General features: G+C 62.1%; 7 protein-coding genes. All 7 read right to left on the bottom strand.

Annotated elements, in window-relative coordinates; translation table 11 throughout:
- Positions 1 to 171: 171 nt before the first annotated feature.
- Genes PMI32_RS13935 through PMI32_RS13965 form a run of 7 tightly spaced genes read right to left on the bottom strand, consistent with a single transcriptional unit; the run spans position 172 to position 8,623 of the window.
- Entirely contained in the window at positions 172 to 1,173 is a 1,002-nt protein-coding gene (locus PMI32_RS13935; protein WP_008029757.1) for a response regulator, read from the bottom strand.
- Positions 1,174 to 1,221: 48 nt separating this feature from the next.
- Positions 1,222 to 2,232 (bottom strand): chemotaxis response regulator protein-glutamate methylesterase, encoded by a 1,011-nt coding sequence (locus PMI32_RS13940; RefSeq protein WP_008029755.1) that lies wholly within the window; start codon positions 2,230 to 2,232, stop codon positions 1,222 to 1,224.
- Positions 2,229 to 4,517 (bottom strand): hybrid sensor histidine kinase/response regulator, encoded by a 2,289-nt coding sequence (locus tag PMI32_RS13945; RefSeq protein WP_008029753.1) that lies wholly within the window; start codon positions 4,515 to 4,517, stop codon positions 2,229 to 2,231. Before PMI32_RS13945 ends, PMI32_RS13940 begins: the two co-directional genes overlap by 4 nt.
- Complete coding sequence (locus PMI32_RS13950; protein ID WP_008029751.1) at positions 4,514 to 5,197, bottom strand: chemotaxis protein CheW; 684 nt, start codon at positions 5,195 to 5,197, stop codon at positions 4,514 to 4,516. The genes PMI32_RS13945 and PMI32_RS13950 overlap by 4 nt, the downstream gene beginning before the upstream one ends.
- Positions 5,194 to 6,468 carry a CheR family methyltransferase gene (locus PMI32_RS13955; protein ID WP_008029749.1) on the bottom strand — a complete coding sequence of 425 codons (1,275 nt, stop codon included), beginning with the start codon at positions 6,466 to 6,468 and terminating at the stop codon, positions 5,194 to 5,196. Before PMI32_RS13955 ends, PMI32_RS13950 begins: the two co-directional genes overlap by 4 nt.
- Positions 6,465 to 7,001: a chemotaxis protein CheW gene (locus tag PMI32_RS13960; protein WP_008029747.1), complete on the bottom strand. Its 537-nt coding sequence runs from the start codon at positions 6,999 to 7,001 to the stop codon at positions 6,465 to 6,467. Before PMI32_RS13960 ends, PMI32_RS13955 begins: the two co-directional genes overlap by 4 nt.
- Positions 7,001 to 8,623: a methyl-accepting chemotaxis protein gene (locus tag PMI32_RS13965; RefSeq protein ID WP_008029745.1), complete on the bottom strand. Its 1,623-nt coding sequence runs from the start codon at positions 8,621 to 8,623 to the stop codon at positions 7,001 to 7,003. The genes PMI32_RS13960 and PMI32_RS13965 overlap by 1 nt, the downstream gene beginning before the upstream one ends.
- Positions 8,624 to 9,114: the final 491 nt, after the last annotated feature.

Genomic DNA, 9,114 nt, shown 5'->3' with positions numbered 1-9,114 from the left:
ATCAAAAGCGGAAGGCGAGCTAACGCTCGGCCTGATGAGTGGTGAAAATCAAAAGCGTACGCGATTCCCTGTAGGAGCCGGCTTGCCGGCGAAAAGCGTTTGGGCAACGCGTTCATTCAGACACCCCGCGTTATCGTTGGCGTCCATCGCCGGCAAGGGATGAAGTCCCTGTTACTCGATACCCACCTGATTGCGCCCATTGTTCTTCGCCAGATACAGCCCCTTGTCCGCCGCCGAGATCAATTGACGGCAATCGGCGCCCGGTTGCGGGGTCATGGTCGACAGGCCGATGCTGATGGTCAGGCTTGAGCCTTCGGTCGGTGAAATGTGCGGGATTTTCAGTGCCGCCACGGTCTGGCGCAGTTTTTCCGCCACCAGTCGCGCACCGCCCGGTGATGTATTGGGCAGGACCAGCGCGAATTCTTCACCGCCATAACGGGCCGGCAGGTCAGAAGGTCGGGCGCTGGCGTCGCGGATGGCCGTGGCGACTTTGCGCAGGGCTTCGTCGCCTTCCAGGTGGCCAAAGTTGTCGTTGTAGGACTTGAAGTAGTCCACATCGATCATCAGCAACGACAATTGGCTCTGGTCGCGCAACGAGCGTCGCCATTCCAGTTCCAGGTACTCGTCGAAGTGACGACGGTTCGACAGGCCGGTCAGGCCGTCCGAGTTCATCAGGCGTTGCAGCACCAGGTTGGTGTCGAGCAATTGCTGCTGGCTGACCCGCAACGCGCGGTACGCCGCGTCACGCTGCAACAGGGTCATGTAGGAGCGCGAGTGATAGCGGATGCGCGCCACCAGTTCGATGTTATCCGGCAGTTTGACCAGGTAATCATTGGCCCCGGCCGCGAATGCCGCGCTTTTGATCAGCGGGTCTTCCTTGGTCGACAGCACGATGATCGGAATGTCCTTGGTGGCCGGGTGATTGCGGTATTCACGCACCAGGCTCAGGCCATCGAGACCGGGCATGACCAGGTCCTGGAGGATCACCGTCGGTTTGATCCGGATCGCCTGCGCAATCGCCTGATGCGGGTCGGCGCAGAAGTGGAAGTCGATGTTTTCTTCATTCGACAACCCGCGGCGCACCGCTTCGCCGATCATGGCCTGATCGTCCACCAACAACACCATGGCGGCGTTTTCGTCGGTTTTGAAGCCGTCGAGCTGTAAGTCATTCATGTGCGGTCACCTGAGTACTGCCTGGGCCAGGATTGCTGCTGAGCATAGTCATTTGGCAAAAATCTCCAGCAATCGTGGCGCTATCTTGTCCAGCGGGCGAATTTCTACAGCGGCGTCGATGGCCGCTGCCGCTTTCGGCATGCCATACACCGCGCTGCTTTGTTGGTCCTGAGCGATGGTCAGGTAACCCTGTTGGCGCATGAGTTTAAGCCCCTGCGCGCCATCGCGTCCCATGCCGGTCAATAAAACACCCACAGCATCGCCATTCCAGTAACTGGCCACGCTCTCGAAAAACACATCGATCGAGGGCCGATAGATCTCGTTGACCGGCTCGGCGGTGTACGCCAGCGTGCCGTTTTTCAATAAGCGAATATGGTGGTTGGTGCCAGCCAGCAGCACGGTGCCCGCCTGCGGTGGCTCGCCTTCCTGGGCCAGGCGCACGTTCAGGCCGCTGGCGCCGCTGAGCCACTCGGCCATGCCGGCGGCGAACACCTGGTCAACATGCTGCACCAGCACAATGGCGGCGGAAAAATTTATCGGCAGCCCTTTGAGCAGTATCTCCAGGGCTGCCGGCCCGCCTGCGGAGGAACCGATGGCGATCAGCTTTTGCCGGGAACCTGAATTGCGCAACGGGCCCGGCGCAGGTCGCACACGATTGCCCTTGTCGCCGATCAGCCAACCAATGTTGAGGATTTTGCGCAGCAGCGGTGCCGCTGCTTCCTGGGCATTGCCGGCACCGATTGCCGGCGTATCGACCACATCCAGAGCGCCGTGGCCCATGGCCTCGAACACCCGGTGCACGTTCTGCTGGCGGTCGACCGTGACGATCACGATGGCACACGGCGTCTCGGCCATGATTCGCCGCGTCGCCTCTACGCCATCCATCACCGGCATGATCAGGTCCATCAGAATCAGGTCCGGGGTGTTTTCCACGCAACGTTGCACCGCCTCGGCACCGTTGCTGGCGACCCAGATCACTTGATGCTCCGGCTCAAACGCCAAGGCCCGGCGCAAGGCCTCCACGGCCATGGGCATGTCGTTGACGATTGCGATTTTCATGCCCGCGCTCCTCCTATGAGCTCGACCACTGCATCGAGCAGGGCGTCGTCGTGAAAACTGGCTTTGGCTAGATAATAGTCGGCCCCGGCGTCCAGTCCACGACGACGGTCTTCTTCGCGATCCTTGTAGGACACCACCATCACCGGGAGCGATTGCAGGCGGTTGTCCCGGCGCAACAATGACACCAGTTCGATACCGTCCATGCGCGGCATATCGATGTCGGTGATCAGCAGATCGAAATCCTCGGAACGCAGGGCATTCCAGCCATCCATACCGTCCACCGCCACGGCCACGTCGTAGCCGCGATTGAGCAACAGTTTGCGTTGCAACTCGCGGACGGTCAGCGAATCGTCGACCACCAAAACCCGTTTGCGCGCTGCTTCGGCCGCCTGATTGCTGTGACGGGCAATCCGCTCCAGACGCCCGGTATTGAGCAGTTTGTCCACCGACCGCAACATGTCTTCGACATCGACGATCAGCACCACCGAACCGTCGTCGAGCAAGGCGCCTGCGGAAATGTCCTGCACTTTGCCCAGACGCTCGTCCAGCGGCAAGACCACCAGCGTGCGCTCGCCGACAAACCGCTCGACCGCCACACCGTAGATCGCATCGCGCTCGCGGATGACCACGACCTTGAGGGTTTGCTGACTGTTGGTGCTCGCCGGACGCTGAAGCAATTGGCTGGCCGCGACCAACCCGACATGCCGGCCTTCGTACCAGAAATGCTGACGGCCTTCGACCTGCACGATGTCCGCCGGTTCCAGGTCGCACATGCGCTCGATGTGGGCCAGCGGAAACGCGTACGCCTCTTCGCCGACCTCCACCACCAGGCTGCGCACCACCGACAGGGTCAGCGGCACTTCAAGATGGAAGCGGCTGCCCTCGCCCGCCGTCTGCTCCAGCACCACCGCGCCGCGCAACTGGCGGACCATGTGCTGAACCGCGTCCAGGCCGACGCCACGTCCGGACACTTCAGTGACCGCGTCGCGCAGGCTGAAACCCGGCAGGAACAGGAACGTCAGCAACTCCTCTTCGCTCAACTGCGCGGCGGTGTCGGCCGGGGACAACTGACGTTCGATGATGCTGCGGCGGACCTTTTCGAGGTCGACGCCGTTGCCGTCATCGCTCAGCTCCAGCATCAGCAGACCGGCCTGATGCGAGGCGCGCAGGCGGATCACACCTTCTTCCGGTTTACCGGCCAGCAGCCGTTGCTCCGGAGATTCGATGCCGTGGTCGACGGCGTTGCGCAGCAGGTGCGTCAGCGGCGCTTCGAGTTTCTCCAGGACGTCGCGATCGACCTGGGTTTTCTCGCCCTCGAACTCCAGCCGCACCTGTTTACCGAGGCTGCGCCCCAGGTCGCGAACCATGCGCACTTGCCCGCTCAGCACATCGGCAAACGGCCGCATGCGGCAGGCCAGCGCGGTGTCGTACAGGACTTGCGCACGTTGACTGGCCTGCCAGGCAAACTCATCCAGTTCGGCGTTTTTTTCCACCAGCAATTGCTGGGATTCCGCCAGCAACCGACGCGCATCGTCGAGGGCTTCCCGGGCTTCCAGGCTCAAGGTCTGATCCTTGAGATGGACATTGAGGTTTTCCAGCGCCCGCAGGCCGTTGTTCTGCATGCGCTTGAGGCGTTGCATGGTGGCCAGGTGCGGTTTGAGCCGCAGGGTTTCCACCAGGGATTTGCTCGACAGGTCGAGCAGACTGTTCAAGCGTTCGGCCGTAACGCGCAATACGCGCTCGCCACTTTCGGTGGTGCGTTTGGTCTTGGGCGAGGGCTCGGCGGCAGCTGCCGAGGCGGCTTCCATGGCGGCTTGCATGGGCGACTCAACCGTGGCCGTCGGCGGCTCCAGCTGAAGTTCTGCCATCGGCGGCGCGATGGGGGCAACCGTCGCCATGTGAACAAGCAGCCGTCCCATCAAGACGACATAAGCTTCGATATCCGCAGGCGCCGGTGCGTTGTTCGGCGTCGCGATGCGCATCAGCAAATCGGTGCCCTGCAGCAAGGCATCAATGTGCTCGGGCCGCAGATACAACCGGCCTTCCTGGGCGCTGACCAGGTAATCTTCCATCACATGGGCAACGCTGACGCCGGCATCGACGCCGACAATTCGCGCCGCGCCTTTGAGCGAGTGCGCCGCGCGCATGCACGATTCGAGGTAATCGGCCTGGGTCGGGTTGCGCTCCAGCGCCAACAGACCGGCGCTGAGCACTTGTGTCTGGGCCTCGGCTTCGAGGCTGAACAGTTCCAGCAAAGAGGCGTCGCGCATTTGCTCGGGGGTCATGTGAGGCTCCGGGTCACGGCGGACAGCAGCTGTTCTTCATCCAGCCAACGCAGGCTGCGACCTTTGAATTGCAATACGCCGCGGGTGTATTTGGCGCTGGCTTGCGTACCGGAACGCGATGCGGCCTCAAGGAGGCGCTCGTCGATGGCATGGATCCCGTCGACTTCGTCCACCGGCACCACCACCGGCCCGCCGTGGGCCGCGATGATCAGCATGCGTGGCATCACGCGCGCACCAGGCGCCACGCTGCTCACGCCGTCGAGCCCGAGCAGTTCCACCAGCGACAGGCACGCCACCAACGCGCCGCGCACATTCGCCACGCCGAGCAAGGCCCGGGAGCGCTGGTGCGGCAAGGAATGAATCGCTTGCAGCGGCGCCACTTCCACCAGGCTGCGGGTGGCCAGGCCCAACCATTCTTCGCCGAGGCGGAACATCAGCAGCGAGCGGGTTTTCACCTCGCTTTCGACCGCGACCGAGACTTGCCCGCGGTCTTCCTGTTGCAACGCATAACGGTCGAGCAAACGCGTAGCGGCCGCCGAATACACCGCGCAATTGCGGCAATGAATGTGTTCGATCAGCAGCGGGCAGGACTTGTCGCCGTGGATACCGATACGGTTCCAGCAATCGTCGATGGCCTGGGCATCTTCATGGGTGAGGCTAAAGCTGTCGGCGGCATTCATCGTTTGCGCTCACTGTCTGCGCGCTCGCTGCGGGCGGCGCGGTCCTGCAATCGTTTGGCGCCCGCCGTGTCGCCCTGGGATTGCAACAAGGCCGCCAGGTGCATCAACGCGTCGGGATGTTGCGGTTCGAGGTACAACGCCTTGCGATAAAAGCCCTGGGCTTCGAGGGCGCTGCCGGCGACATCGCTGAGCAGCCCCAGCCAGTAAAACACCTGGGCTACCGGTTCATGGCTGCGCAAATAACTTTCGCACGCGGCGCGGGCTTCGGCGCTTTTGCCTTCATTGGCCAGTGCGGCGATGTTTGCCAGCAACGTAGCGGCGTCGGGACTGGCGGCTTTTGTCGCCACCGGCAGCGGCGTCACCGTTGCGAAGGGCCGCAGGCGTACCGGCGCCGGCGTGACGCTGCGCACCGGTTGGCGCACTGGCAACGGCAGCGGCGTCGGTACGAAGGCTGGAAAAGGTTCAGGCTCGGGCGCGCTCTGGCGACTGAACGCAAATGACTGTGGAATACCAATCGAACGCATGCCCAAGCGTCCCAGCAAACTGCCCTCGGCGGGGCCGATAAACAGCACACCCTCGACATGGGTCAGGCGCTTGAGCACTTCGAACACCTGTTGTTGCGTCGGCTGATCGAAATAGATCAGCAGGTTGCGGCAGAACACGAAGTCATAAGGCGATTCGTTGGCCAGCAACGCCGGATCCAGCAGGTTGCCGACCTGTAAACGCACCTGTTCCAGCACGCGCTCGCTGAGGCGATAGGACTCGTCCTCGGCGGTGAAATGCCGCTCGCGAAACGCGATGTCCTGGCCGCGAAACGAATTCTTGCCGTACTGCGCGCGCCTGGCTTTTTCCACCGACAGCGGGCTGACGTCCATGCCTTCGACTTTGAACTGATGCGGTTTGAACCCGGCATCGAGCAAGGCCATGGCGATGGAATAGGGTTCTTCGCCGGTGGAACACGGCAGGCTGAGAATCCGCAATGCGCGCATGTTGTTGATATCGGTCAGGCGCTTGGCCGCCAGTTTTGCCAGGGCGGCGAAGGATTCCGGGTAACGGAAAAACCAGGTTTCGGGAACGATCACCGCTTCGATCAACGCTTGCTGCTCATCCTGCGAGCCCTGCAAGGTGTGCCAATACTCATCGGCCGTCAGCGCGCTGGACGCCGTGCTGCGCTGGCGCACCGCACGTTCGATGATCGCGGGGCCCACCGAGGTGACGTCGAGGCCGATGCGTTCCTTGAGAAAATCGAAAAACCGCTGATCGCTGCTCATGGCTGCACCTCAAGCTGCGCCAGGTCCAGCGGGGGTGACGGAAACAGCAGTGCCCGGACCTGCTCGTCCAGCAGATCGGCGACGCGCACCCATTGCAGCAAACCTTGCGCGTCTTCACGCACCGGTCCGAGGTACGGCGCCTGGCGATTATCGAGGCCGTACGGCTGAAAATCCGCCGGGTTGCAGCGCAGCGTGTCGGTGGCCTGCTCCAGGATCAGCCCGAGCAATTGCGCCTCGGCGGTTTCATCCGCACGGTAATTGACCAGCACCAGGCGCGTGCTGGTGCGCGCCTGGGCCGGTTCGCCAAAGGTCAGTGCACTGAGGTCGATTACCGGCACTACCGCGCCGCGATAGGCGAACACCCCAGCGACCCAGTCAGGTGCACGAGGAATCGGCTTCAACGGCAAGCGCGGCAGCACTTCTGCCACTTCGATCGCTTGCAAGGCATAGCGCTCGCTGCCGATGCGAAACACCAGAAACAATGCATGCATCGCCGGCTTCACGGCGGTGCGTTTGGCCGTGAGTTCGCTCATCAGACTTTGAATCGCGAAACGCCGCCGCGCAGCCCGACGGCCACCTGGCTCAGTTCGTCGATGGCAAAACTGGCCTGACGCAAGGACTCGACGGTCTGGCTGCTGGCATCGCCCAACTGCACCAGTGCATGGTTGATCTGCTCGGCGCCGGTGGCCTGGGCCTGCATGCCTTCGTTGACCATCAACACCCGCGGCGCCAGCGCCTGAACCTGATGGATGATCTGCGACAGCTGTTCGCCGACCTGCTGCACCTCGGACATGCCGCGACGCACTTCTTCAGAGAACTTGTCCATGCCCATGACCCCGGCCGACACCGCCGACTGGATCTCGCGCACCATCTGTTCGATGTCGTACGTGGCCACGGCGGTCTGGTCCGCCAGGCGCCGCACTTCGGTGGCAACCACGGCAAATCCACGACCGTATTCACCGGCCTTCTCGGCTTCAATGGCAGCGTTCAGCGACAGCAGGTTGGTCTGGTCCGCGACCTTGACGATGGTCACCACCACTTGATTGATGTTGCCGGCCTTCTCGTTGAGGATCGCCAGTTTGGCGTTGACCAGATCCGCGGCGCCCATCACCGAGTGCATGGTCTCTTCCATTCGCGCCAGGCCTTGCTGCCCGGAACCGGCAGCCACCGAGGCCTGATCGGCAGCGGTGGAGACTTCGGTCATGGTCCGCACCAGGTCACGCGAGGTGGCGGCGATTTCACGGGACGTGGCACCGATTTCGGTGGTGGTGGCGGCGGTTTCAGTAGCGGTGGCTTGCTGCTGTTTGGAGGTGGCGGCGATTTCCGTCACGGACGTGGTGACCTGCACCGACGAGCGCTGCGCCTGAGACACCAACGAAGTGAGCTCGGCCATCATGTCGTTGAAGCCGGTTTCCACGGCGCCGAATTCGTCCTTGCGCTCCAGGTTCAAGCGGCCACTGAGGTCGCCGGTACGCATGACTTCGAGGATCTGCACGATGCGGTTCATGGGCGCCATGATCGCGCGCATCAGCAGCAAACCGCAGAGACCGGCGGCCAATACCGCCACCAGCAGGGAAATGCCCATGATGACTTTCGCGGTGAACACCGCATCATCAATGTATGCCATGTCCTGATCCGCCACGGCTTTGTTTTCGCGCAGGATGTCATTGAGTTTCATGCGCCCCGCCGTCCACGTCGGGGTCAGTTGTTCGTTGAACAACTTGATCGCCTCGGCTTCCTGATTGCGCTTATGCAATTCGAGCACCGCGGCCAGGATCTTGCCGTAATTCTCATGGAATTTTTCGAAGGCTGCGAATTCGAGCTTGTCTTCATCCGTGGTGACGGTGGCGCGATAGCTATTCATCGCGTCTTGCACGCGTGCTTCAAAACTCTTGAAGTCTGCAGCGTCCTCGGCGCTGATGCCCTGCCCTTCCTTCAAGCCCAGCATTTCCTGGGTCTGGAGATAGCTGTCGACCCAGGCGCCACGAATCATCGAGCTGTAATACACCCCGGGGAGCGCGTCGTCACGAACGCTGACTTCGCTGGCCTCGATCTTCAACAGCCGGGAATACGAGACGACGACCATCAGCAACATGATGGCGATAATTACCGCAAAGCTCGCCAAAATGCGTTGGCGCAACGTCCAGTTCTTCACAGTCAGTCCTCGGGGCCATTTCAAATGCTGCGCAGTATAGCCGAGGGCGGTGTTTCATTTATAAGACGGATGCGCGGCGGTTCACATCTCGGCGAATGAGGGTTGTGGCGGGGCTGAAAAGGCTATCGCCAGCAAGCTGGCTCCTACAGGTGTTCGGCGCCGGGCACGAATGTTGTGCGCACCGAAAACCCCTTGTAGGAGCTGGCTTGCCGGCGATGGCGGTCTTGAGGGCGGGGCAGGATTTGAGGGCCTCATCGCCGGCAAGCCGGCTCCTACAGGTGTTCGGTGTCGGGCACGAATGCTGTGCGCGCCGCAATTCCCTTGTAGGAGCTGGCTTGCCGGCGATGACGGTCTTGAGGGCGGAGCAGGATTTGAGGGCCTCATCGCCAGCAAGCCGGCTCCTACAGGGGGTCGGGGTCGTGCACGAATGTTGTGCTCACCGTAATTCCCTTGTAGGAGCTGGCTTGCCGGCGATGGCGGTCTTGAGGGCG

Source organism: Pseudomonas sp. GM60 (assembly GCF_000282415.1).
GTDB lineage: Bacteria > Pseudomonadota > Gammaproteobacteria > Pseudomonadales > Pseudomonadaceae > Aquipseudomonas > Aquipseudomonas migulae.
This window is presented reverse-complemented; position numbering and strand designations above follow the sequence as displayed.